The organism is Bacillus sp. MUM 13, assembly GCF_001866725.1.
Taxonomy (GTDB): Bacteria; Bacillota; Bacilli; order Bacillales; family DSM-1321; genus Peribacillus.
Genome location: NZ_MLYQ01000004.1, coordinates 12,382 through 37,183, shown reverse-complemented (window position 1 = coordinate 37,183; position 24,802 = coordinate 12,382). Strand labels below are relative to the sequence as shown.

Annotated in this window: 22 protein-coding genes and 1 riboswitch; of the genes, 15 read left to right on the top strand and 7 right to left on the bottom strand. The window is 39.5% G+C overall.

Annotated features, from left to right (window positions below; translation table 11 throughout):
* Window positions 1-207: 207 nt before the first annotated feature.
* From desA to BIV59_RS02040, 3 genes are all read left to right on the top strand, one after another.
* Window positions 208-1,254: a Delta(5) desaturase DesA gene (gene desA, locus BIV59_RS02055; protein ID WP_071349776.1), complete on the top strand. Its 1,047-nt coding sequence runs from the start codon at window positions 208-210 to the stop codon at window positions 1,252-1,254.
* Window positions 1,255-1,582: 328 nt separating this feature from the next.
* A complete protein-coding gene (locus BIV59_RS02045) occupies window positions 1,583-2,713 on the top strand; it encodes a sensor histidine kinase (RefSeq protein ID WP_071349774.1) in 1,131 nt (376 codons plus the stop codon).
* Window positions 2,713-3,312, top strand: a complete 600-nt coding sequence (locus BIV59_RS02040; RefSeq protein ID WP_071349773.1) for a response regulator transcription factor — start codon at window positions 2,713-2,715, stop codon at window positions 3,310-3,312. The genes BIV59_RS02045 and BIV59_RS02040 overlap by 1 nt, the downstream gene beginning before the upstream one ends.
* A 69-nt stretch (window positions 3,313-3,381) precedes the next feature.
* Here the strand turns inward: BIV59_RS02040 and BIV59_RS02035 are convergent, their stop codons facing one another.
* A complete protein-coding gene (locus BIV59_RS02035) occupies window positions 3,382-3,597 on the bottom strand; it encodes a helix-turn-helix domain-containing protein (protein ID WP_071349772.1) in 216 nt (71 codons plus the stop codon).
* A 566-nt stretch (window positions 3,598-4,163) separates the two neighbouring features.
* Here BIV59_RS02035 and BIV59_RS02025 point away from each other — a divergent pair.
* Both BIV59_RS02025 and BIV59_RS02020 read left to right on the top strand, forming a co-directional pair.
* Window positions 4,164-6,086, top strand: a complete 1,923-nt coding sequence (locus BIV59_RS02025; protein ID WP_071349770.1) for an endonuclease MutS2 — start codon at window positions 4,164-4,166, stop codon at window positions 6,084-6,086.
* A gap of 507 nt (window positions 6,087-6,593) precedes the next feature.
* Window positions 6,594-8,744, top strand: a complete 2,151-nt coding sequence (locus BIV59_RS02020) for an ATP-dependent Clp protease ATP-binding subunit (protein WP_071349769.1) — start codon at window positions 6,594-6,596, stop codon at window positions 8,742-8,744.
* A gap of 184 nt (window positions 8,745-8,928) precedes the next feature.
* On the opposite strand, the gene yppF is transcribed toward BIV59_RS02020, so the two are convergent.
* Window positions 8,929-9,144, bottom strand: a complete 216-nt coding sequence (gene yppF / locus BIV59_RS02015; protein WP_071349768.1) for a YppF family protein — start codon at window positions 9,142-9,144, stop codon at window positions 8,929-8,931.
* Between the two features lie 293 nt (window positions 9,145-9,437).
* Here yppF and BIV59_RS02010 point away from each other — a divergent pair, with 293 nt between their 5' ends.
* The 3 genes from BIV59_RS02010 to BIV59_RS02000 all read left to right on the top strand — a co-directional run bounded on the left by BIV59_RS02010 (window position 9,438) and on the right by BIV59_RS02000 (window position 12,621).
* Complete coding sequence (locus BIV59_RS02010; RefSeq protein WP_083392000.1) at window positions 9,438-11,144, top strand: glycosyltransferase family 2 protein; 1,707 nt, start codon at window positions 9,438-9,440, stop codon at window positions 11,142-11,144.
* Between the two features lie 235 nt (window positions 11,145-11,379).
* Window positions 11,380-11,934 carry a competence protein ComK gene (locus tag BIV59_RS02005; RefSeq protein WP_071349767.1) on the top strand — a complete coding sequence of 185 codons (555 nt, stop codon included), beginning with the start codon at window positions 11,380-11,382 and terminating at the stop codon, window positions 11,932-11,934.
* A gap of 285 nt (window positions 11,935-12,219) precedes the next feature.
* Complete coding sequence (locus BIV59_RS02000) at window positions 12,220-12,621, top strand: DUF2243 domain-containing protein (protein WP_071349766.1); 402 nt, start codon at window positions 12,220-12,222, stop codon at window positions 12,619-12,621.
* 94 nt (window positions 12,622-12,715) lie between these two features.
* On the opposite strand, the gene BIV59_RS01995 is transcribed toward BIV59_RS02000, so the two are convergent.
* On the bottom strand, window positions 12,716-13,087 hold the full coding sequence (locus BIV59_RS01995) for a winged helix-turn-helix transcriptional regulator (protein WP_071349765.1): 372 nt from the start codon (window positions 13,085-13,087) through the stop codon (window positions 12,716-12,718).
* 180 nt (window positions 13,088-13,267) lie between these two features.
* Here BIV59_RS01995 and BIV59_RS01990 point away from each other — a divergent pair, with 180 nt between their 5' ends.
* The 3 genes from BIV59_RS01990 (at window position 13,268) to BIV59_RS01980 (ending at window position 16,902) form a co-directional block, all read left to right on the top strand.
* Window positions 13,268-14,494 carry an MFS transporter gene (locus tag BIV59_RS01990; RefSeq protein ID WP_071349764.1) on the top strand — a complete coding sequence of 409 codons (1,227 nt, stop codon included), beginning with the start codon at window positions 13,268-13,270 and terminating at the stop codon, window positions 14,492-14,494.
* Between the two features lie 280 nt (window positions 14,495-14,774).
* Window positions 14,775-15,635: an SPFH domain-containing protein gene (locus BIV59_RS01985; RefSeq protein ID WP_071349763.1), complete on the top strand. Its 861-nt coding sequence runs from the start codon at window positions 14,775-14,777 to the stop codon at window positions 15,633-15,635.
* A 343-nt stretch (window positions 15,636-15,978) separates the two neighbouring features.
* Window positions 15,979-16,902 carry a metal ABC transporter substrate-binding protein gene (locus BIV59_RS01980; RefSeq protein ID WP_139194286.1) on the top strand — a complete coding sequence of 308 codons (924 nt, stop codon included), beginning with the start codon at window positions 15,979-15,981 and terminating at the stop codon, window positions 16,900-16,902.
* A 37-nt stretch (window positions 16,903-16,939) separates the two neighbouring features.
* Here BIV59_RS01980 and BIV59_RS01975 read toward each other — a convergent pair whose 3' ends face one another.
* The 3 genes from BIV59_RS01975 to BIV59_RS23145 all read right to left on the bottom strand — a co-directional run bounded on the left by BIV59_RS01975 (window position 16,940) and on the right by BIV59_RS23145 (window position 19,159).
* Window positions 16,940-17,905 carry a TRM11 family SAM-dependent methyltransferase gene (locus tag BIV59_RS01975; protein ID WP_071349762.1) on the bottom strand — a complete coding sequence of 322 codons (966 nt, stop codon included), beginning with the start codon at window positions 17,903-17,905 and terminating at the stop codon, window positions 16,940-16,942.
* 281 nt (window positions 17,906-18,186) lie between these two features.
* On the bottom strand, window positions 18,187-19,026 hold the full coding sequence (locus tag BIV59_RS01970) for a prohibitin family protein (RefSeq protein WP_071349761.1): 840 nt from the start codon (window positions 19,024-19,026) through the stop codon (window positions 18,187-18,189).
* Window positions 19,010-19,159 carry a DUF92 domain-containing protein gene (locus BIV59_RS23145; RefSeq protein ID WP_139194285.1) on the bottom strand — a complete coding sequence of 50 codons (150 nt, stop codon included), beginning with the start codon at window positions 19,157-19,159 and terminating at the stop codon, window positions 19,010-19,012. Before BIV59_RS23145 ends, BIV59_RS01970 begins: the two co-directional genes overlap by 17 nt.
* A 508-nt stretch (window positions 19,160-19,667) precedes the next feature.
* On the opposite strand from BIV59_RS23145, the gene BIV59_RS01965 reads away from it, so the two are divergent.
* The 3 genes from BIV59_RS01965 (at window position 19,668) to BIV59_RS24355 (ending at window position 22,268) form a co-directional block, all read left to right on the top strand.
* Window positions 19,668-20,180 (top strand): hypothetical protein, encoded by a 513-nt coding sequence (locus tag BIV59_RS01965; RefSeq protein ID WP_071349760.1) that lies wholly within the window; start codon window positions 19,668-19,670, stop codon window positions 20,178-20,180.
* A 246-nt stretch (window positions 20,181-20,426) separates the two neighbouring features.
* Complete coding sequence (locus BIV59_RS01960) at window positions 20,427-21,299, top strand: NAD-dependent epimerase/dehydratase family protein (RefSeq protein WP_071349759.1); 873 nt, start codon at window positions 20,427-20,429, stop codon at window positions 21,297-21,299.
* A 596-nt stretch (window positions 21,300-21,895) separates the two neighbouring features.
* Window positions 21,896-22,003, top strand: a riboswitch (SAM riboswitch).
* Complete coding sequence (locus tag BIV59_RS24355; RefSeq protein ID WP_481747407.1) at window positions 21,990-22,268, top strand: Fur-regulated basic protein FbpA; 279 nt, start codon at window positions 21,990-21,992, stop codon at window positions 22,266-22,268. (Overlaps the previous riboswitch by 14 nt.)
* 324 nt (window positions 22,269-22,592) lie before the next feature.
* Here BIV59_RS24355 and BIV59_RS01950 read toward each other — a convergent pair whose 3' ends face one another.
* Window positions 22,593-23,615 (bottom strand): YeiH family protein, encoded by a 1,023-nt coding sequence (locus BIV59_RS01950; RefSeq protein WP_071349757.1) that lies wholly within the window; start codon window positions 23,613-23,615, stop codon window positions 22,593-22,595.
* Window positions 23,616-23,734: 119 nt separating this feature from the next.
* Between BIV59_RS01950 and BIV59_RS01945 the strand changes: the two genes are divergently transcribed.
* Window positions 23,735-24,619, top strand: coding sequence for a LysR family transcriptional regulator (locus tag BIV59_RS01945; protein WP_071349756.1), 885 nt, complete (start codon window positions 23,735-23,737; stop codon window positions 24,617-24,619).
* Window positions 24,620-24,802: the final 183 nt, after the last annotated feature.

Below are 24,802 nucleotides of genomic sequence, written 5' to 3'. Positions count from 1 at the left end.
GTTTTGGCAGAAAGCGAGAAGGGATAAACCAAACGCTCAGCAGCACATATAGGCAATATGTTTTTTTCTTAGCAAAGACTATTCGAGTCAGCAATTTCCGCCCATAAGCATGACAAGTATCATGGTTTAGACATGATACCTATGTCTGCAAAAGCCTTTTTTATTTCTTTATACTAACATTAGAGAGAATAAGGAAGGAATATGCAGATGATAAAAGAAAAGCAAAGAAACTTAAGAAAGCAAATTGCTCCATATGAAAAAGCAGATATAAAAAACAGTGTTTTGCAGATGATCAATACCTTTGTTCCATTTTTTGTTTTATGGATTTTAGCATACAAAAGCTTGAGCATATCTTTTTGGCTGACACTAATTATTTCTATTCCTGCAGCAGGATTTTTAACGCGGATCTTCATTATTTTCCATGATTGCTGCCATCAATCTTTCTTTAAAAATAAAAAATATAATAAAATTTTGGGAACCATAACCGGAGTATTGACACTTTTTCCTTATAACCAGTGGAAACACAGCCACTCTGTTCATCATGCCACGAGCAGCAACTTAGATAAACGCGGGACTGGAGACATTTGGGTTTTGACTGTTGATGAATATGCAGCTGCTCCCTTATCAAAGCGTATTGCATATAGAATTTACCGCAACCCGTTTATCATGTTTGGCATTGGCCCTGTTTATGAGTTTCTTATAAAAAACAGATTCAACAGAAAAGGCGCAAGAATGAAAGAACGAATGAATACTTATTTAACGAATGTATTAATTGCATCGGCTGTCGCATTTTTCTGCTGGGCACTCGGGTGGGAAGCGTTTCTTTTGGTGCAGGGACCGATTTTTCTGATTTCTGGTTCGATGGGAATTTGGCTGTTTTATGTTCAGCACCAATTTGAAGATTCTTACTTTGAAGAAGATGAAAATTGGGATTATGTAAAGGCTGCAGTTGAAGGAAGTTCATTTTACAGGCTCCCTAAAATCATGCAATGGCTGACAGGCAATATAGGCTATCATCATGTCCATCATTTAAGTCCAAGGGTGCCTAATTATAAACTGGAAGCAGTACATGAGAATACTCTGCCATTGCATAATGTTCCAACAATTACTTTGATGACAAGTTTAACATCTTTGCGTTTCAGGCTTTGGGATGAAAAAGATAAAAAGTTTGTAGGATACAAAGCAGCATATGAAAAAAGAAGGAACACAAAGGCTTCAAACCGCATAATCAGCAGGAAAGCTGATTTGAATTGAGTTTACAAAAGGCAGATTGGGATGGATATTCCTTTAAGGGTATTCGTTCTGATGTGCCTTGTTGTGGTAATATAAACATACCCGGAAACTTTGAGATTATAAGAATAGGCTTTTTTCTTAAAAATTGTTGTTTTATAAATCTGTGAGGCGATCCTATTTTTAAGACGGGCTGATTGGATTGTAAGGTCGGTACTCCTGCTTAGATGATTGGGCCAAGAGACCCCGCATGCGCAGCCGGGAGGTTCACCGCCCGCCCAGAGGAAATCAGCCACCTTGTTCCATAACAACATAGTTTAAGAAAACAGCCTAAGCAAATGAGGGTTATACGATGAAAATTAGAGAAGCAATTACACAAAAAAACTCAGGGGTCTCACCATACATATGGTGCGTATTAAGCATATTGCCCTTTTATTTCATTTTCCCCGCTTCATCCATTCACCAGATTATCCTGGGCATTTCCCTTACTTTACTATTTTTTATTTCATATCGTATTGCGTTTCTTTCAAAAGGGTGGCAGGTTTATTTTTGGCTCACCATTTTGATAGGCATTTCCCTCGCCTTGACAATCATATTTAATTATGTGTATTTTGCGTTCTTCCTGGCGCATTTTATAGGAAACATTAAAAAACGGCCTGCGTTTATCACCTGGTATTTCTTACATCTGGTCACTACATCCGTTTCTATCAACTATAATATGATCCTTCAGGATAAGCTATTTTTAATGCAGCTGCCATTTATCATCATTACCTGGATCAGTGTAATTCTCATTCCTTTGACGATATACAACAAAAAAGAACGCGGTGAGCTTGAAGAAAAACTGGTAGATGCCCAAAAACGCATTTCGGAACTGGTTATCCTCGAAGAGAGGCAGAGAATTGCAAGGGACCTACATGACACATTGGGGCAAAAGCTTTCTTTGATCGGTTTAAAAAGTGATCTTGCAAGAAAATTAATTCATAAAGATCCTGAGCAAGTGAAAAATGAACTGAAGGATGTGCAGCAGACAGCAAGAACCGCTTTAAATGAAGTAAGAAAATTGGTATCGCATATGCGGGGCATTAAATTAAAGGAAGAAATTATCCGCGTGAATCAAATCCTGGATGCTGCCCAGATCGACTTTCAATATAAACAGGATGCTGAACTGTCAAATGTCCCTCCGCTAATTGAAAACATTGTCAGTATGTGTCTGAAGGAAGCCGTCACAAACGTGGTTAAACACAGTGGTGCAACGGAATGCAGCGTCCATGCAGTGCAAAAAGGGAATGAAGTTTGTGTGACTGTGCATGATAACGGAACTTCTGTTATAACTGAGACGGATTTTATCAAAGGCCACGGCCTGCTTGGCATGAAAGAAAGACTGGAGTTTGTCAATGGAACACTGCAGATCTTATCTGGAAATGGGACTTCATTAATCATAAAAGTGCCTATTGTCAAAACTGCGGAAAAGGAGAGACCTTAATGATACGGATTGTACTTGCTGAAGATCAGCGAATGATGCTGGGTGCACTCGGCTTGCTGCTTGACCTTGAAGAAGATATGGAAGTCGTCGGAAAAGCATCAAATGGAAAAGAAGCCATATGTCTGGCAGCCGCCCAAAAACCTGATGTATGTATAATGGATATTGAGATGCCGGAGAAAAGCGGGCTGGAAGCTGCAGAGGAACTTAAGGGCAGCGGGATTAAAGTCATTATATTAACCACCTTCGCCCGCTCTGGTTATTTTCAGCGCGCTTTAAAGGCAGGTGTCAGCGGATATCTGCTAAAAGACAGCCCAAGCGAGGAGCTCGCCGTATCCATCCGCCGAATCATGGAGGGCAGAAGAATTTATGCTCCGGAGCTAGTGGATGATGTATACGGGGAGGAAAATCCGCTTACTGAACGGGAGAAAGAAGTTTTAGGGCTTGTTGCTGACGGAAAAAATACCAAGGAGATTGCCGATCAGCTTTCGATAAAAGCAGGCACGGTCCGCAATTACATTTCGGCTATCCTTGAAAAGCTTGAAGTTACAAACAGAATAGAAGCCATAACCCGCTTTAAGGAAAAAGGATGGTTTAAGTAATGGCATTCCTGTTATGGTAACCGAAAAATGTATACAGACACTTTGGAAAAAACAAAAAGAGTGAATAAATCACTCTTTTGTATTCCAGATATATAAATCCTCTATGCTGCAGTTTAACTCTTTAGAAATCGTCATTGCGTTGTTAACGGACATAATTTGTTTGCTTTGATATTCTGTAAGCTGGGCTTTGGAAATACCAGTTTTAGCAGACAGCTCATCAAGTGCAGTGTTGTTTTTAATCAAAAGTTCTTTAAGCTTGCTTTTTTTCGCTTTATAAATTGTCAAAAATCACACCTCACTTTCATCAATGATAGCACGATGCCGGGGAAAAAGAAAGTTCCGCTGGAAAACACCCCTTTGATCATGAGTTCTAACCCGGAACAATTGGGAAACAGCATTCATAAAAAGATATGCAAAGCTGAATGCATATAGAACTGCAATAATAATTTTTATTTTTAGGGCTTCCATCGCTTGGTCTTCATTGACAATTTCTTATGCATTGAATATACTGTACTAGTGTAGGTTTTACAAATATTTTCCTGAAAAGGGGTTTATTTTATGTTGGGTGCTGTTCTTAACTAATCCGTAATTTCATACGGTCATTCCCGTGAAGCCGCGATTTTTTAGAAATTGGAAGGCTTGTTTAGGTATGCGGGGGATGAATGAAGGTTAAGAACATTATCATGGCATAAGGTAGATGGAATTCTGCTGCTGTGTGTTTTCACGCAGTTTTTTTGTTGAGCAGAATCCAATAAAAGTGCAGGAAGAAACGATCCTGGCTGCTGCCCGACCGCAATGAACAATTGTTCATTGCGGTTTTTTGCGGTCAAAAAAATTAGGAGGAAGCAGAATTGAACGAACAAACATTGAAAATTTTAGGTTATGACAGTATTAAAGGCATAATTTCAGAATACGCTCTTACTGACTCAGGAAAGCAAAAAATTCTCGCGACAGAGCCAATAAGTGAGGTAAAAAGAATACGGGCACTGCTTGGAGAACTTGATGAGGCAACTGTAATCATTAATAAAAGTGCGAGTGTTCCTTTATCAGGATTGGATGGTATGGAACAAATTTTAAAGCTGCTCAAGGGCGGAAATATTCTTCGTCCTGAACAATTTGCTAAACTGCTGTTATTTCTGGAAAGCTGCAGTAAAATGAAGGCCTTTATGAGAGATAAGGAGTATATGGCACCGATTGTTTCTTCTTATGTGTATTCGTTAGAGGACCTTAGTGATTTAGCTGGAGAAATATACCGCTTCATCCGGAATGGGATGGTCGCTGACACGGCATCTAAAGAGCTAGGCAGGGTAAGGAAACAAATCACGATTAGCAAAGAGCGGTTAAAAGAAAAACTTCAGAACATGCTGAAGTCCTCGAAATATAAGAACATGCTTCAAGACTATACTGTGAGCGAACGGAATGGGCGCTATGTTCTTTCTGTCAAAAAGGAATATAAAGGGAAAATTCGAGGAGCTATACTTGATATTTCGGCCTCTGGCTCTACTTTATTTATTGAACCTGAAGAAGCTGCTGCGCTTCAGGATGCCATTACGCTCCTTAGGGTGCAGGAGGGAGTGGAGGAAGAAAAAGTTCTTGCGATGCTTACAGAAACTGTATTGGGAAATGAAGCTAAAATCATTCTTGCCACAGAAATCATGATCCACTATGATGTGCTATTTGCCAAGGCTAAATACAGTGTTTCGATAAATGGAAGAAGCGCCGAAATCAATCATTCACACCGCATCAAACTCGTTGAAGCAAGACATCCTCTATTAGGGGATAAAGCTGTTCCGCTAAATCTGGAAATGGGAGGCGGCAAACATGCCCTTGTGATTACTGGACCAAATACAGGAGGAAAAACTGTATCCATTAAAACAGTAGGTCTTTTAACAGCCATGGCTCAATCAGGTTTTCATATTTCTGTAAGAGAAGGCAGTATCATTGCAGTTTATGATAAAATTCTGGCAGATATAGGTGACGGCCAAAGCCTTGAACAAAATTTAAGTACCTTTAGCTCGCATATTGTAAATATTATTTCTATTCTTGAAGAAACGAATGACAGCACACTGGTCCTTCTGGATGAATTGGGCTCGGGGACGGATCCTGCAGAAGGAATGGGGCTCGCTGCTGTGATACTGGAACAGCTTTATAAAAAAGGAGCATCCCTTCTTGCCACTACCCATTATAATGAAATCAAACAATTCGCAGAAGAGCATGAAGGGTTTATCAATGGATCGATGGAATTCGACCTTAAGTCGCTGAAGCCAACTTATAAACTGCTGATCGGAAAAGGAGGAGAAAGCCAGGCTTTTGCCATCGCTTTAAAGCTGGGCATGCATCCTGAGCTTATATCCAAAGCACATCGTATCACATATCAAGAAGACAAAGATTATAAAGGACTATCAGATTCCCCAGCGCGTTCTTTAGACAAACAGCTTGCTGGAAGGCATGCAGACCGCTTAAAAAAAGGAAAAGAACCGAGGATAACAGAGTCAATACAGTTCGAAATGGGGGATAATGTAAAAATTTCACCTCAGGGGGAGATTGGGATTGTGGAGAAAGGACCGGATATCAGAGGCAATTTTTCAGTGTTGGTTAAAGGTGAAAAACATAGCATCAATCATAAGCGCCTGAAGCTTTATATTCCAGCTCAAGAGCTATATCCGGAAAATTATGATTTCTCTATTGTATTTGACAGCAAGGAAAATAGGAAAATGTCCAAGTTAATGGAAAAAAGCCATATGGAAGGTGCATCTATAGAATTAGAAGACTGATTAAAAGCCCTGAAGCAACATAAAGCCGGGATTGAAAAGCAGGCATGGAGGGAAAAAAAACGGCCGTCCGCTGAATGTCCCGATTAGCAGATAATAGTAAGGCGTCAGATGCTCTGTAATCTGGCGCTTTTTATAACGGCCCGTAAAGCCCATAAATTTCTGCACTATGCTGATTGAATTGTGCCGGCATGACTGTTTGCTGCATCTCTGGCGGACACCAGGGGCAGTTTTGCGGCTGGAGATGCAAGTTTTCATTTAAAAATGTGAGCAAAATTTTTGAAGAGGAGGAGAATTTGCTATAGGGTTATAAAAAGAATGTCATGGGTAAATAACCATTACATTATTATAATGATTAAAAGCAGAAGCAAAATAGTTGAAAGTCAAAAAAGGTCAGAGTATAATAAATGTACAAGGTCAAAGAAAGTCAAAGTCAAAGTCAAAAATGAACCTTGCTGAATGATAAAGGATTATATCAAATTTTAAAAGAACCTTAAGGAGGAGTACTTTATGTTTTGTGAAAAATGCCATCAAAATCAAGCAAGCATTGCAGTTAAAATGACTTATAACGGCCAGGCGCATGAATTAAACTTGTGCTCCGTTTGCTATAAAGAAGAACGAAATAAATTGGGTGCAGCCATGAATGGAATGAACCCTCATATGGGCCAATTTCCTTTTGGCAGCTTTTTCCCTAATAATAATGGAGAAAGTCCTTTTAACCCCAATAGCACGGATAAACGCCAAGAACAAAGGCAAACTGATCAGCAGGGCGGCGGCCTCCTGGATCAATTTGGCCGCAACCTCACTTCAGCTGCAAAAGCGGGATTGATTGATCCTGTTATCGGCCGCGATAAAGAAGTAAGCAGAGTAATTGAAATAATAAATAGAAGAAATAAAAATAACCCAGTGCTGATTGGTGAACCAGGTGTAGGTAAAACCGCAATAGCAGAAGGACTTGCGCTTAAAATTGCTGAAGGTAAGGTGCCAGTTAAGCTGCGCTCAAAATTGGTTTATATGCTTGATGTAGCTTCGCTGGTCAGCAACACAGGAATCCGCGGACAATTTGAGGAGCGGATGAAACAGCTGATCGCTGAGCTTCAGGAGCGCAAAAATGTAATTTTGTTCATCGATGAAATACATCAGCTTGTCGGTGCAGGATCTGCTGAAGGCTCCATGGATGCGGGAAATATCCTAAAGCCTGCTCTTGCCCGTGGAGAATTGCAGCTTGTCGGTGCCACAACTCTTGCAGAATACAGAAAGATTGAAAAAGATGGAGCACTGGAACGGAGATTCCAGCCAGTGCATGTGGATGAGCCCTCAACTAAAGAAGCGCTAATGATTCTGCAGGGTTTAAAAGAGCATTATGAAAAATTTCATGAAGTTTCATATAGCCCAGAAGCCCTTGAAGCAGCTGTAGAGCTTTCACACCGCTATATCCAGGATCGGTTCCTTCCAGATAAAGCGATCGACTTGATTGATGAAGCAGGTTCTAAACTTAACCTGACCATCGAAAGCGGGCAGGAGGAAAATGTAAAAGAGCGGCTTTCTGAAATTTACAAAGAAAAAGAGCAGGCGCTTAAAGAGGAGGCCTACGAAAGGGCAGCTGCACTGCGTTCTGAAGAAGTGAAACTCGAACAGCTTCTTGAAAATGGAGCAAATGCAGAGCGTCCGATGGTAACGGTGGAAGATATCCAGAAAATCATCGAGCAAAAAACAGGAATTCCTGTCGGAAAACTACAGGAAGATGAACAGGAAAGAATGATTCATCTTCAAGAAGAGCTTGGCAAGAAAGTTATCGGACAGAAAGAAGCAGTTAAAAAGGTAGCTAAAGCCATTCGCAGAAGCAGGGCCGGATTGAAATCAAAAAGCCGTCCAATTGGTTCCTTCCTGTTTGTAGGCCCAACAGGTGTAGGTAAAACCGAATTATCTAAAACTCTTGCCGCGGAATTATTTGGCGATAAAGAATCAATGATCCGCTTGGATATGAGTGAGTACATGGAAAAACACAGTGTATCAAAATTGATCGGCTCACCTCCTGGGTATGTCGGCCATGAGGAAGCTGGACAGTTAACAGAAAAGGTGCGCCGCAGACCTTACAGCATTCTCTTGCTGGATGAAATTGAGAAGGCCCATCCTGATGTTATGCATATGTTCCTGCAAATCCTTGAGGATGGCCGCTTGACTGACGCCCAAGGTCGGACTGTTAATTTCAAAGATACTGTGATTATCATGACTAGCAATGCAGGTGCAGCAGAGAAGCCGAAGGTCATGGGATTTGGCGCAAGCTCTGCCGTTGAAGAAGCAACCATCCTTCAATCTTTGGGCAATTTCTTTAAGCCGGAATTCCTGAACAGATTCGATAGCATCATTGAATTTTCATCATTGGAAAAAGAAGACTTGCTGCAGATTGTAGATTTAATGCTTGCTGATCTTTACGAAACAATCCGTGTTCAGGGATTGTCCCTGGAAGTTACAAAAGAAGCTAAGGATAAACTTGCTGACCTTGGCTACCATCCTGCTTTTGGGGCAAGGCCGCTTCGAAGGGTCATTCAGGAGCAGCTTGAGGATGCTATAGCAGACTTTATCTTTGAAAAGCCTGAAGTGAAAAACTTTAAAGCAGTCGAAGAAAATGGAGAAATAAAAATAACGGCAGCTCATTAAAAAAACCTTCTGGACGTCAGTTCAGAAGGTTTTTTTTTAATGGGCGGACAAGTAAATCATGTAAAACTCAGTTGTACTCCTATGATATTGAATATTCTATTGTTTTATGGAATTATCCCTATTCACTTATAAAGTATTCTGAGTTCAGCTTTTTCCTCCATTATTTCATAAGAGAACAAAAACATCATGGTGAATCGGCGCATCTAAAGGACCTTTCAGCGGCCAGGAAAGGTTTTTTTGCTCCTCGTTTTTCCAGCTCGCCGAATAGGTTTTTATAGTTTGTAAAGGATAGTTCACCTTGCAGATATTTTTCCTGTATATAATCTAAAAGCTCATTGGCATGTTGAGGTTTTCGGTTTTTATAAGAGATAAAATGCTGAATCAAAATTTCTAAAACCATGATCGCCCTCCGTTTGGTTTTTTCCAGTAAATAACTCCTTGAGAAATATAACATGATTAACGTCTAGAATTGTTTTTTTTGAAAATTTTAACTTCAGACAAATTCTTACAGTCTTTTTATAATATTTGTCAGATAAACTTCACAGCCGAAACGGCATGAAAGAATGAAAAATTGGCCAATCATTAAAAATGAGCTAAATGACACGTTAGTTTGTCCAGACACATTTGCCATGCTTGTCATAACCTATAAAGAATTTCACTTTGGCAGACAAGCACATATAGGGAGGCAAAAGGATGGCAAGGGATTTTTATCAAAATTACCGTAAATTAGTAAAAGGCCCGCAGAGTACAAAAAAGGCTGAGATGATTAAAGACAAGTATGTACTAAGGGAGCTGCAGCAGGCAGAACTTAAGGCAAGCTGGTTGGCAGAACAGGAAAAGCTATTCCGGAATTTACAGAAAGAATTAAAGGAATTTCCTAAAACCCTTCAAACGGAAGTGTGGACCGCTGAAACACATCACCACAAGCCAGAAGCTATACACATGCAGGAGAGAGTGCCGCCGAAACCTGCTGAGTTTGTTGTACACGCGCAGGAGATAATTGAGCCAAAAGCTGCTGAGATTGTACACGTGCAGGAGAATGTTGAGCCAAAAGCTGCTGAGACTGTCCGCGTGCAGGAGCAAATGGAACCTAAGCTTGAGTCTGTACAGGAAGAATTAATAGTTATGCCTGTGGAGCAAACGGCATATGTAGAAAAACAAGAAGAAAGGCAGGAAGCTGTTCCGGCTAACCATGCTAGCGGAAATAAAAATATTAAGGTGAGCGTTGTTATACCTTCGTATAATAAGTATGAGTATGTGAGTTTGTCTCTTCACTGCTTAACAAGGCAAACCTTTGACCCGGCACAATTTGAAGTCATATTAATCGACGATTGTTCAACAGATGAAACACCGCGCCTTAAGAATGAATTTGTTTCTGATTTTACGTTTAAATATATCCGGCCACATACGAATTTGGGCCGTTCACGAGCCCGGAATCTGGGAATTGAAAACAGTGAAGGTGAAGTCGTGATTTTTATGGATGCAGAAATGCTGACAGAAAGAAACTTCATTGAAGAACATTATAAACACCATATTCATGAAAGCAATGTAGTCGTTACAGGTGCTATGCATTACCGTGGTGTCTACACGTTTTTGACTCCTCTATTTAACGAAAGCCAGTGGTCGCATATTGATGGATTCCTGCCTAGGAGTGCCTACTTTGCAGGCCGCTATTACGATTACAAGGCAACATACCGGAATGAATTAACCTATTTTCCGCTGGCAGGCAAAGAGGATATCAACGAGGGAAGAATTCATGATATATCTTTTCCCAATTGGTATTTAACAAGTATTTTAAATAGCGGTCTTTCACATTTTGGTGAAAACCTTAACGGTTTCGCCCTGCCATATATAGCCTTTTTAACAGGTGATGTTAGTGTGAAAAAAGCGATGTTAAACCAGACAGGCTATTTTGATGAATCATTTCAAGGGTATGGTGCAGAAGATTGGGAGCTGGGATACAGACTGTTTAAAAATGGAGCAAAATTCCGGGTAGATCCCGCTGCATTTTGTTATCACCAGGAGCATCCAACCTCTTCAGGAAACTTCAGGGAGGCAATGGGCAATTTATATAAATTCATGAATAAGTCACCTGAAATTGAAGTACTGGCACTAGCCCTAGAGCAGCGGCCGGGACTGAATTTTCTTGAAATCCACTATGTTGTAACACAATATAAGGAGATGGAAGCAAAGTTCCCTAATCAATATGCTGCCTTTAAGTCTGCTTTTATTTCAATGATGTTTAAGGTTGTAGAGCTTCTGAGGGATGGCCAGACAGTGACGCGGCTTGTTAGAGATATAGATTTTCAGGAAAATGAAATACTCGATCAGCTGAGTGTAATCAGGGATCATAGATGGCACATGCTTGCAGATGCCTTTGAAAGGCTTGCAAAACTGTAAAATGGAAAAGGAACTCCTGAAGAAATCGGGAGTTCCAATTAGAAATCTTATTTTGCAATACTGGCGCCAAGGGAAAACAAATTTTAAGTATTTTTCAGAATTTATAAAAAACAATTTACATAGTACATAAGTAATAGGTATAATAGGTTATATTATATGGGAAATTAAGGTAAAACATAGCGGCTTGTCATGCAGATTTCCTGATAAATGAGTTTTGAGAAAAGGGGACAAAGCTATGCTGTTATTGCCTAACTATGTAATTAATGAAGATACCATTTTAATTGCCTCACATTTTGACTCTTTAAGCAATTGGCATTCTAAAGTTATGGAAGGGAAACATATCTTTTATGTGGCTATGCCGCCATACCGAATTGTTGAGGAAAGCATTATTTATTACGGAAGCAGTATGTCTGGGGCCATTAAAAGTTCGCATTCCATCTTGGGAAACATTAAAATGAGTCCGATTCCGATTAATTTGAAACAGGATATCTATTGGTTTCCTTCTGTGTCAATGAAAAGAGATGATTGTGTATGGCTTGCACACCACCATATAGACGAAGTGAATAAGCTTTCTCCTAAGCGGACACTCATTTTGCTGAAATATGGACACAGTGTCATTCTGGATGTGAAGGAACAGACCATTAAAGAAAGGGTATCCCGCACAGCCCACCTTCAATATTATTTAAATAAACGAAGCAGGGAAAAGTTCAGCTTTCTGTTCGAGCCTCAGCAGGGTTTTCACTTTGTTAAAGAAGCAGGAGAAGTCAATTACACGGTTAAGAAAAAATAGGTCCTATTAGACGGTAATATCATTTTTAAAACTAATAACACTGCTGCGTTTTATAAGTTATTTTCTAATTGATTGATATTTTTTAATGGATTCTGTAAGGCAGTCGATTAGGTGAATCGGATTGATCGGATCCTGCTGTGCGGGATTTGCGGGACAGCTAGACCCCGCAGGCAGAGCGCAAAAATCAGCCACACTGTTATAGCAGCACTGTAAACGGAAATAGCCTTATGATAAAATAGATTCAGTATTTTTATCAATTCAGATAGAGTAAGGAAGGAAATCCATTTGAATAAAAAAAGGTTTTTGGGCTTTGTTGCAGGCTATTTAACCATGAATCTGTTTTTTCACAGTATTCATGCACATGCAATGGGTATTAAGCTGGAATCCATGGGGGGAAGGTTAGGTGCTGTGGGTACAGGTATCGTGATCCTGATTTTATTGGCAATATTCATAAAGAGGGTATTTTCCCGTTCCTTTTTTCACGGCTTCCTTGTATCCGCTGGTCTTTTTCTCAGCTTCGATATTGTGGTGTTTCATTGGCTTTTCGGGCTGCACCAAATCACTAATGGACCGGAAGCTAATTGGCTTGAGCCGATATTTGTGGTTTGCGGCACAATAACTATGTTCTTTGGAATCAGGAAAGAATGGAAAATTGAAACAGGAAGGGATAATATCATTTCACAATAAAAGAAATCCAGCTTCTTTCAGCTGGATTTTTTTTATTGGCTGTTTGATAGTACTGTGATTTGGGCAAGGCCCGATCAGCATAGAGCTTATAAAATTATTTTAGCTGGTCATTCAAAACACTTTCCTCAAGTACTGAAAACTTATCTCCATACACTCTGGTAATGTGATTTTCACCCCATAAGCAAAGAGAGTCTAAAATTTCCTTTAGGCTCCATCCGTATTCACTCAGCTCATATTCCACTTTAGGGGGTATCTGCTGGTAAATGATACGGTTGATCACTCCATCATCCTCTAATTCACGAAGCTGCTGCGTCAGCATTTTTTGGGTGATATTCGGCATCAGGCGCTTAAGTTCGCTTGTCCGTTTTTTCCCATGAGTCAGATGGCAAAGAATGACACATTTCCATTTCCCGCCGATTACTTCAAGAGTGGCTTCAACGGATATATTATATTTCTTAGCTTGCATGTTTATTCCTCCTAAAAAGACAGGTACTAAAAAGTGCCTATATCACTTAAAAGTGCGTACTTTTAATAATGGTTGATATAGAGCATAATAACATTTGCCGGTTAAAAGGTCCATATGAACGTTCCTTTTAGCTTGCAGCAATGTTTCATACACTATAACAATTTTTTTAGGGGGATATAAATGATTAACGATAAAAAAAGAAGCACCTTGGCATTATTGGCACTCGCAGTAAGCGCCTTTGCCATTGGGACTACGGAATTTATTTCTGTTGGCCTTCTGCCGCTTATATCAAATGATATGCACATTTCCGTAACGACTGCGGGTCTTACGGTTTCCTTATATGCACTTGGGGTTACTTTTGGAGCACCGGTTTTGACTTCATTGACCTCAAATATGCCAAGAAAGACATTATTGCTGCTGATCATGATTGTATTCATTATTGGCAATAGCATTGCAGCCAGTGCTTCGACAATTGGAATTTTGTTAACTGCCAGGGTCGTTGCGGCCTTTTCACATGGTGTATTCATGTCCATAGGTTCCACAATCGCGGCTGATTTAGTTCCAGAAAATAAAAGAGCCAGTGCCATTTCCATCATGTTTACCGGTTTGACCGTAGCTACTGTGACGGGTGTTCCGCTCGGCACTTTCATCGGACAGCAATTTGGCTGGAGATATTCATTCATAATCATTGTGGTAATTGGAGTCATTGCCCTGATAGCAAACAGCATTTTAGTTCCATCTGACTTAAAGAAAGGGGCTAAGTCCACTTTCCGTGATCAGTTCAAACTGGTGACAAATGGACGATTGCTTCTATTGTTTATCATTACAGCCCTTGGATATGGAGGAACATTTGTAGTGTTCACTTATCTGTCTCCTTTGCTGCAAAATATTACAGGATTCAAACAAGGAACGGTTGCAGGAATTCTTCTTGTTTACGGAATTGCCATCGCAATTGGAAACATGGTTGGAGGCAAACTTTCAAACCATAAACCAATCAAAGCTTTATTTTATATGTTTTTAATCCAGGCAGTCGTGTTATTCATTTTAACCTTCACTGCGCCATTTAAGATTGCTGGACTTATTACCATCATTGTTATGGGTTTATTTGCCTTCATGAATGTCCCGGGCCTTCAGGTCTATGCAGTTATGCTGGCAGAGCGCTTCGTGCCGGGGGCTGTGGATGTTGCCTCAGCAATAAACATCGCTGCCTTTAATGCAGGCATCGCCATCGGCTCATATCTTGGAGGAATCATTACTGATTCAATAGGATTGATTCACACTAGCTGGATTGGCGGCTTAATGGTGGTTGCAGCTGTAATTTTAACAGGCTGGAGCAGGGCTCTTGAAAGCAAGGACAGCAAAAAAGCAGCTTATGCAAATGAAAAATATATGGAAAAAGCTGAGTAATCTTCTTCCTTAGTTTCTTTTGCTTTGTGAAAGTACATTTGTTGATTTCTCCACTCTGTTGATGGGATGCAAGACGCTTGACTCCTGCAGAAGATCTCCCTCACGCAGGTATTTACTTTATGGTTTTCACACACGCTTCATTTACTTTACGCGAAAATCAGCATGCAGCAAAACTGAAGTACGGTAAAAAAGTACGGTAAAAAATGCCTCGGAGTTCTTGAGGGAAATTGTGGAAAATGATATCATGATGATATCATATAAACGATTTGGGGGAATCAAGATGAAAGAAAAAGAAGTATTTAAAATGAGCGGTTATGCGGGACTCGTTTTGCTTGTTATTCTCGGTACATGCGCATTCATATGTTTGGCTTTTTCAGATGAAACTCCAGCACTAGTTTTACCTGCTATAATACTTGGGATCCTTACCGTACTGGTTCTTTCCGGATTCACCGTTATCCAGCCTAATCAGTCTAAGGTCTTTACACTTTTTGGGAATTATCTTGGAGTGATAAAAAAAGAAGGCTTATGGCTGACCATCCCTTTGACAATACGGAAAAACGTTTCTTTGAGAGTGCTGAATTTTAACAGTGATAAACTGAAAGTGAACGATTTGGAAGGAAATCCGATTGAAATTGCTGCTGTAATTGTTTATAAGGTATTTGATTCTGCCAAAGCAGTTTTTGATGTGGAAAACTATAGGGATTTTGTCCATACTCAAAGTGAAACCGGACTCCGCCATATTGCAAGCCAATATCCATATGATAATGTCAATAATGATTTTGAACTATCTCTTAGACAGCACTCTGATGAGGTAGCCGAAAACCTGACACGTGATCTCCAGGCAAGACTAAAGGTTGCAGGTGTAGAGGTGATTGAAGCAAGGATTATGCACTTGGCGTATTCAAGTGAAATTGCAGCCTCCATGCTTCAGAGACAGCAGGCCAAAGCAGTGCTTGCTGCAAGAAAGGTTATCGTTGACGGGGCAGTATCGATGGTGAAGTCGGCCATCGTCCAGCTGAGCAAAGAGGGGATTGTGGAGCTTGATGAAGAAAAGAAAGCTCAGATGGTTAATAATTTAATGGTTGCCCTGGTTTCAGAAAAAGGGAATCAGCCAATAATTAATACGGGTTCCATTTATTAAGGTTGTGATTTAAAAGGTGACAGAAAAAAAGAAATTTCTTCTCAGAATAGATCAGAAAACCTATGACGCCATTGAACGCTGGGCCACGGATGAATTAAGGAGCGTTAATTCGCAGATGGAGCTTATTTTAAAAAAAGCACTGAAAGAGGCAAAACGGAATAAGTCGGAATAATGGAATTAGTGAAAGGCCGTATACATGCGGCCTTTCTTCATGTATAAATAAAGTTTAAAAGGGCATGGTAAAAGAAAAAACGGTATATATTTATTTACAAACCTCATTGTTTTATATTACACTATGAAAGTCAAATCGTAATTGTTACGATTTCTTAAGGGAGGAAATACAATGATTAAAAAAATGCTGCCTGTTGTTTTGGCTGCTGTCCTGTTCGCTCTTTCGGGCTGCCAATCCAGCAGTAATGAAAACGGAAGAGAAGGCAACGGAAAATTAAAGATCGTTACAACTTTTTATCCTATGTACGATTTTGCCAAAAATATTGCAGGTAATAATGCTTCAGTAAAAATCCTGATTCCTGCAGGGGTGGAGCCGCATGATTGGGAGCCATCGACAAAGGATTTAATCGATATACAAAACGCTGATGTTTTTATATATAACGGAGCATCTATGGAAAATTGGGTGAATAAGGTCCTGCAATCCATTAATCAAAAAAACCTTACTGTCATCGAAGCAAGCAAGGGACTTCCGCTTGCTGATGGAAAAGGAGAAGGAGACAGCAATGTCCAGTCGCTTGATCCTCATGTTTGGCTCGATCCTGCTCTGGCAAAAAAAGAAGCAGAAAATATTTATAGAGGGCTAGTAAAAAAAGATCCGGCCCATAAAAAAGATTATGAGAAAAATTATCTGGCCTTCAGCAAAAAACTGAATGTACTCGATGCAAATTTTAAAAAGACTGCAAAACATGCAAAAAGAAAAGAATTTGTTACCCAGCATACAGCGTTTTCGTATTTAGCTAAACAATATGGCCTAAAGCAAATTGCGGTGGCAGGACTGTCGCCAGATCAGGAGCCATCCTTGAAGGGCCTTGAGGAAATTGCCAATGAAGTTCAAAAACGCCATATAAAAACCGTGTTTTTTGAGACGCTCACAAGTCCGAAGGTCGCACACACACTTGCCAAGGAAGTGCATGCTAAAACAGATGTGCTGAATCCCTTGGAAGGTTTAACAGATAAAGAGCAAAAACAAGGTCTGGATTATATTGCCGTCATGGAAAAAAACAGAAAAGCATTAGAGCATGCCTTAAATGAATGAAATGTGAGCGGAAACCATTAGGCTTCCGCTCACATTTTTATATACAAACAAGAATTTGTCTTTCAAACAGCCCTTTTTTGGCAACACAGCGGTCTGAAATTATAAAGCCTGCTTCATCTGCCATATCGTCAATATTATCAATGGTGATAATTACAGCTTTAGCGGCTATTCTTCGTGCATGCTTCAAGATGGATAATTGAGATTCTGGTGTTGCATGTGTATAGAGATTGTACGGCATATCAATAATAGCAGCATCGAAATACTCATTTATTTCTGAGATAGGACCTGTTGTCACGTCACCGGTTAATCCAAAATAAGCAATGTTTTCCCGTGAGCCATTTGTGACTAATGGATTGATATCCCGTCCAATAATATCGATGCCCATGGACAGTGCCTCTACTAAAACAGTTCCGATTCCGCAGCATGGATCAATCGCCTTTTTGCCTGCCGGATGAGGCACGGCAATGTTGGCGGCTGCCCTGGCTACACGGGTGCTTAGCGCTGTAGAATATTCTCTTGGCTTTTTTAAATGGCGCAGCCAAACCGCTTCACTTTTCGTATATTTACCAAGGTACCAGCGGTCTTCAAATACCCCGACACCAAAAATTTGCCTGGGCTTTCTGAGATCTGCTTTTCCGTTGATCCGCCAGCCGACATCTCGTTCAATTTTCAAACGTTCCTGGTATTCTATTTTTTCTTCTTTATCAAGATCATTGATTTTGATAAAAACCACCCTGAAGGTTTCGTCATGCATATGTATGTTTTCTGCATGCAAGAGAATGTCTGACAGTGTTTCTCCTTCAAAAAGTATGTCAATTCTTTCTTTGATAAAAGGGCTCCTGCTCGGATCAATTTTAACATTGCTTTTAATAACATTTTTTTGACTATCATGTCCGAAAAAAGAACGCATTTCTAAGTGGCATAGAGACCTTTCTTCTGCATTGCAGACATAGGTATATATGTAATTATGGCTGTTTTCTAGTTTATCCAAAATATATTTCATCCTTTTTACATGTTTTCTTTAACATTACTTCTGATTTCTTTTAGCTGAATTACTAGTACTATACGTTATTACAGTATAGCAGACAATACTGGCTTACATGCAAAGTTTGCAGGAATGAGCAGGTATCGCAGCGAAAATACAGTACTTTATATACATAGAGCGGCCATAATTACCCGAAATAACAGCAGAAGCAGGAGAAGAAACAGGGCCATAGGAGAATTAAGACATAAAAAATGCCGTAATGTTCCAGAAGTATGGAACATGTACGGCTTTTTTCCAGGTTATTTTTTTGAACTGCTGTTTCCGTCAATCGGTATGGAAATAAGCTGATTGGAGCCCATGGCATTCGGCATTTTCCCATCCCATTTTTCAATCCAGCTATTTTGAATAACTTCCTTGCTGATTGACTTTTTAATTGTTTCATTATATTCAGCAATTGCTTTCGCCTGTATTTGTTTTTTCTGTGCTTCAGCTTTGGCAATCTTAAGCTCAATCTGCTTTCTTTCTAATTCCTGTGCAGCTTCCACCCGTTTATCAATGGCTGCCTGTGTTGATTTATCAGGTTTTGGAACACCAAGTGTTAGATTGTCTACAGAAAAACCGAGCCGCCCAATATCTTCTGAAAATATTTTCTGGACGTTTACGGCTGCTTCAGACGACTTCTCTCCGTATGTATCGATGACAGAATACTTTGCGATTGCTTTCCGTCCTGCATCCCATAGTCTTGTTCTTAAATAAGATTGTTCTATTTGCTCCACATCTATCGGTCCGAATTTGTTGAAAACGCCTACCACCTTGTCTGGCTGGATATTGTAATTATATGCAAAATCAATGGTGACATTTTTTCCGTCGGATGTAGCGACCTGAATATCCCTGTAATTTACTGTCTGCATTCTGACAGGATAAACAGTAACCTTGTCGAACAGCCCTACTAAGTGCCAGCCTTGCCCAAGCGTTTTATTTTGTACACCGCCATTAGGGCTGTATACAACACCTACATATCCATTTGGTATTTTTTGAATAAATAGTGCGGTAACTCCAAGCGCAAGGACTAATGCCACAGCAACAATGATTCCGCCAAGTGTTTTGCGGTTTAATCCTTTTTTATTTTTCGTTTCCATTTTTGTCCTCCTCTAATTTTTTTTTCATCTTCTTTGCTGTATCCCCGACTTTTGTGAAAGCAGGAGAAATGATCAGCCAAACTCCCAAACATATCAGCAAAACAACAATTATTGAGCCAATCAGCACCTTCAATAAAATCGCCCCCTTCTATTATTCTTGCATTAATTGGAAAAAAAGTCATTAGCATAAAAAATTGTTAATAAAAGGTCAGAAATCATTCAGGATAATTATGGCTAGATTAAGAGATATGCAGAGAACATGTATTTATGTGAGAAAATCACAGAATTACAATGGCATGGTTATTTCTAAAGATTTACAGGAAAAACATTGAATCAGTAAAAATTACAATGTTCAGTAGTAAAGGGTGATCAAGAAGGAAGAATAAGAATTATCTAAAAGTTCCAAAATTACTATATTATCAAAGTTTTGATTGAAATTGTGAATTCTACCTTCTATAATAATGAAGTAAAGGTTTACATACTGTTTTTGCTTATAAATAGGGTGGAATATTAAGAAAATTCTGTGAAGAGTTATAAAAATTTTTATTCCAGAATAATAAATATAATTTTCCGAATTCGAAATATCCCTTAACTGGACGGTATTTTGCCTTATACATACTACGTTAAAAAGGAGCTGCAAAATGAGGAAGTTTTTAATTTTGTTTTCAGCATTTATGATGTCTATTGGTTTAATGGCTTGTTCATCGGAGGGGGAAGGGAATTCCGCCAAAAAGAAATCTTCTGCAGACAGCGCTGCAGATCAGCAAAAAGTGAAAAAATCACTTGTTCATCTTTACTCTGAGCTAGCAAACACTATTAATAGCAAAGATACTGACTTGAATACATACGAAGCATCAGGAGACAGTAGTGATGCAAAGATGAAAACAAACGCACAAGTCTCTGCAGCAGCTGTTGCTGAAGAACTGAAAAAAGTGAAAATACCGGCTGAACTAAAAAATCAAAGCAGTGATTTAGAAGCAGCTATTAAAGATTTTACAGATTCTTATCAAACTAAAGCAGAAGAGCTGAAAAAATCTGCACCAGCACTTGATGGAGCAAATGAAATATTCACAAAGGGCGAAGATAAAATGGGTAAAGTATTTGAAGATGCAAAGCTTTTAAAACCGAGCTTGAATAAAGAAGTTAACGGCTGATTATAAAGCTTAAAAAATCCTGGTGCAGCCGGGATTTTTTTTTGCCATCTTGTTATTAATCCTGAATGGAAGTATTTTCAAGCAAGCTGACATGAAGAATTTCCAATCCACTGCAAGCTTATGGCTGTTCATTGCCGCGGGAAAATGATCTCATTGGACATAGACTCATTTTTTGAATAAACTGAATATACAGTGTTTGTATGGATGCATGAAAATACAATAAAGCAGAAAGCAGGGGAGAAGGATATGGAAAAAGCATTGGTACTTGGCGGCACGCGTTTTTTTGGAAAGCACCTGGTTAACGCACTTTTGGAAAAAGGAGTGGATGTTACGGTTGCCACAAGGGGTAAAAACGAAATTCCTTTTGGTGATAAAGTTAAAACTATTTCTTTTGACAGAAATGATGAAAGCAGTTTTTTCAGTGCCTTCAAGGATGGCAAGTGGGATGTTGTTTTTGATCAGATTTGTTATACAGCCAAAGATGCCAGGGAAGCAATCAATGTGTTTGCTGGTAAAACAGAACAGTACATATTCACGTCTTCCATGTCGGTGTATGAGTTTTCGGAAGACATGCTTTCTGAAGGTGATTTTGATCCTTATCATTATAATATTCCGCAAAATCCCCAAGACGTTTCTTATGGCGAAGGGAAAAGGCTGGCAGAATCTGTGTTTTGCCAGGAAGCACCATTCAAAACCGTTTGTGTCAGGTTTCCTATTGTACAGGGGATGAACGATTATACCAATCGGCTAACCTTTCATATTGACCGGATTGAGGCAGGGAAAGAGATATATTTCAGTAATCCCGAAGCCGCTATTTCTTTCATCACAGAAGAAGAGGCAGGGGAATTTCTATGCTGGGCCGCAAATGCAGGGATTGAAGGTCCGATTAATGCAGCATCAAGCGGCCTTCTTACACTAAGGGAAATGCTGGGGCTTATCGAAAACGAAACTGAAAAAAGCTTTATTTTGGCTGATGATAAAAATCAGGATAATGAATCACCTTATAATTTACCTGTTACATGGGTAATGAGCAATAAAAAAGCAAAAGAATTAGGATTTGCATTTACTGATGTAAATGAATGGCTGCCCGGGCTAATTCATGAAGTGCACCGGAAATAAATAAGTATAAGAATAAAGCTGTATTTCTCAGGAAAAAAGGAGATTTCCGGCTTTTTTCATGTTTTTTTTTATAGATTGCTGTTTTTTAATGAATTTAATTGATCCGAATGGATGGTTAACTCGAGTTTATGAAGCAGAAATCAGCCACCTTATTTCGTAGCAACAAAGTTTACAAAAAACTGCCTTATATATTAAAGCTAAAAAGGAAAAGCAGCAGCAACGCGGTTAATGAAGGCAGTTTTTGAGTGGGAAAATTTACAGGATAAAAAGTCGTGCCAAAAAGTATTGACAGATTCATGCCGTGCTTTTATTATAAGGAATGTAAAAGCGCATACTAAGAAATTCCAAAACGCAAAGGGGTAAAATACAATGGCATTCGAGTTAGTCTTTAATATTATATATATGCTTTTTTCTTCTAACAAAGATAAAAAGAAATAATATAATACGGGATTTTCTCCTCAAACAATCAAGACAAAGAGAATGAAGATCAAAGAAAGCAAATCTTTATTCCTTACATAGTGAAGATGCTTTCCCTTTGCTGCAGCTTTCAAGAAAAGCAAAAACATAAGAATTTTTTTGCTCCATAATTTCATATCAGCTTATCAAGAGAGGCGGAGGGACTAGGCCCTGTGAAACCTCGGCAGCGGACTCCTTTACAGGAGTACTGTGCCAATTCCAGCAAGCGTATGCTTGAAAGATAAGAAGAGAATACCATTGTGCATCCGCCTCTTCTTACATTTTGTAAGAAGAGGCTTTTATTTTGGCCGCCAAGCCCCAAAAACTTGTAATACTGAGAAAGGAGCTGGAAACTCTATGGCTAACCAAACAGCAGAAGCGAGGAAAAGCTGTTTGATTGATACCTTAATCAATCATGGTATATATAAGAAAAACAACGTACATTTATTTCAGCTGACACTTTTGGAACTTGAAGATGAATATGCTAATATTTTCGGAAAAAGTGCAGAATAACGGGCTCGTTGGAAACATGCCTGTTTTACTGTGCATTTATTAGATGGCACAGTAAAACAGGCGTGTTTTCAGTAAATTGGGTCCCTTCATGTAGAGATGCAAAAGTATTTTGCAGGAATACAGTTGTTTAACGAGCATTTCTGCTATGTTTTTGACTCCATAAGGCCTCGTTGAACACATGTTCACCACTCCCCGCCACTTGTCATATTTCTTGCTGGTAGTTCAGTTGTTTCAGCCATTCTGTTCCTTCTTTCACGCCGTTTACAAGACAGATCCAACATGGTTAAATCAACAGTACAGATTAATCTGTGCAGGCAAGAGCAATTATACTAAATGGAAAAGATGTATTAAATAATATCCAAGAAATGAAAGCAGGACGGACCCTATTAAACCAGCTGCAAAAGATGGAAGCCCTAACCGCTTGAATGCAGAGAGATCAACACTAAGACCGAGTCCTGCCATTGCCATTGCAATCAGCATATAAGCTGCCAAAACAGCAAAATTTGATATATAATCAGGAAAAATTCCTAATGTATGGACGGAGCTTGCGGCAATAAATCCGATAATAAACCATGGAACAGGGAGTTTTCTCCAGTCTCTCTTACTCTGTTCAGAAGCCTTGCTTTTCATAAAAAAACCGATCAGAAGAGCAACAGGAACGAGTAAGGCTACCCTGGTCAATTTTACAATGACAGCTAAATCTATAGCATTCTTTCCCGCCGGAGCGGCTGCAGCAATAACATGGGCAATTTCGTGCAGGGTGCTTCCGGCAAATATTCCATATGCATGAGGCGAGAGCCCAAGCACTGGATAAAGTAAGGTATAAATCAGAGTGAAAATGGTGCCTAAAATGGCAACAGAAGCAGCTGCTATGGCAGTTTCCTCATCTTTTGCTTTAATTTGGGCTGCGATTGCAACAACTGCTGCAGCACCGCATATGGCCGTCCCGCAAGCAGTCAGTATGGAAAGCTCCTTCCCTGCTTTGAACCACCGGGAAAACAAGTAAACAGCGGCTAGCGTAAAAGCAATATGTATGACAGCAAGCAAGAACACCAATGGCCCTGCATGCAGGATATCTGCCAGGTTTAATCTCATGCCGAGGAGGATAATTCCAATCCGGAGCAATTTTTTGCTTGAAAAATTGGTCCCAGCCCTGATAGATGGCGGAACTGCAGAGGACGCCCTCCAGAGGACGCCAATCAGTATGCTAATAACTAATTGTCCTAATATACTCAAAAATGGAAGCTGTGATAAGTATTTCGCAGCTATGGCAATAAATAGGGTAAGCCCAATACCCAGGAAAAATCCTGAAGTGCTTCGGCCATGTGATTTTTTCAATAGTGTCAACTCCTAATAGATGTTTATATCTATACTGTATACGTATTAGTATCATAAGTTAAATATATTTATTCTATCGTAATCATTAAAAAAATTAATGATAAAATAAAATGAAGGGAGGAACTGTAATGATTACAGAATCCATGAAGGTTTTTACAGCTGTGGTTGAACTAAGGAATTTTTCCCGGGCTGCAGAGCTTCTGAATTTATCTCAGCCAAGTGTCAGTGTTCATATTAAAAACCTTGAACATGAAATGGGAGCCAAATTAATCCAACGTTCACCGAAGCGTGTCCAAATGACAGAAGCAGGTGAAATTCTGTATAAGCATGCTAAACAAATCCTTTTCCTTCATCAGCAGGCGAAACAGGAAATTGATGATCTGGCAAACCAGGTGACAGGAATGATTAGAGTTGGAGCAAGCTTTACCATCGGAGAATATATACTTCCCAAGATTGTTGCTGAATATGCCGTGCAATATCCCAAAGTAGATTTTGAAATCATGATTTCAAATACAGAAGAAGTACTAAACGGAGTGCATGAGAGCTTATTGGATTTGGGGCTGATTGAGGGTGATTCTTCTTATGATGATATCCAAACACAGTTTTTCCTCGATGATGAAATGGTTTTGCTGCTTCCTTCCTCACACCCTTTGTCGCAAAAGAGGGTGATTGAAAAGGAACTTCTCCAAAACCAGATTTGGATAATGAGAGAACAAGGTTCAGGAACGAGGACCTTCACAGACAGATTTATAGAGGAAAGTAATATTACTGTGCAGCGGTCCTTTATTTTCAGCAGCAGCCAGGGAGTTAAAGAAGCGGTTATGGCTGGTTTGGGCATATCGCTAATATCCCGCTGGACAGTAGGCAGAGAGCTGGAAATGGGAGAAATGAGTATTTGCCGTGTTAAAGGCTGCCCTTTGAATCGGCATTTGTCTTTTGTGCAGCATAAGAAGCATGCACCTTCCAAAGCGATGGAAATGTTCAGGGAAAAAGTATTTAACTTGTCTTTATAAGATAGAAAACCAATATAACATTGAATGTGGAATAACTTTCCTGTATTCAAATGTTTTTCCATATGGTATCGTCAGTTTGAATCATTTTCCATATTTCAAATAATCCCATTTATTTTATGTAAACTAATAGAATAATACAGCGGATTACCCTTCCGATTGAATCTTAACTTGGGTTGTTAATCT